1 protein-coding gene is annotated in these 264 nt (G+C 39.4%); it reads right to left on the bottom strand.

Translation table 11 applies throughout. From position 1 onward, the window contains the following. The coding region (locus ACWA1B_RS22870; RefSeq protein ID WP_456910931.1) for a mannonate dehydratase at window positions 1-208 on the bottom strand (208 nt) is incomplete at its 3' end. Window positions 209-264: the final 56 nt, after the last annotated feature.

The following is a 264-nucleotide window of genomic DNA, read 5'->3' as shown; positions in this document are numbered from 1 at the left end:
CCGACCAAATCAACCCAGAAGCACCTTTTTTCGGATCGCCGTCTTCATGTTCGATTTCTACTTTTCGTTTAATGATTTCTTCAATTGTCCAAACCTGTCCGTTCGGAATATGGTGTAAAGCCGTTACAATTCCCGTTGCGCCGGTTTGTTTGATATCTTGTAAAGAAACAGGATCATTTGGTCCGAACCATCTTAGTGTTTGTTCCATTTTTTATGTTTTTATTTCCTGCAAGGTTTTCAAAGCCTTGTAGGTCTGATTTTTAG

Source organism: Flavobacterium xizangense, from assembly GCF_054075145.1.
The sequence above is the reverse complement of the archived record's forward strand: the minus strand, read 5'-3'. Positions and strand labels throughout refer to the sequence as shown.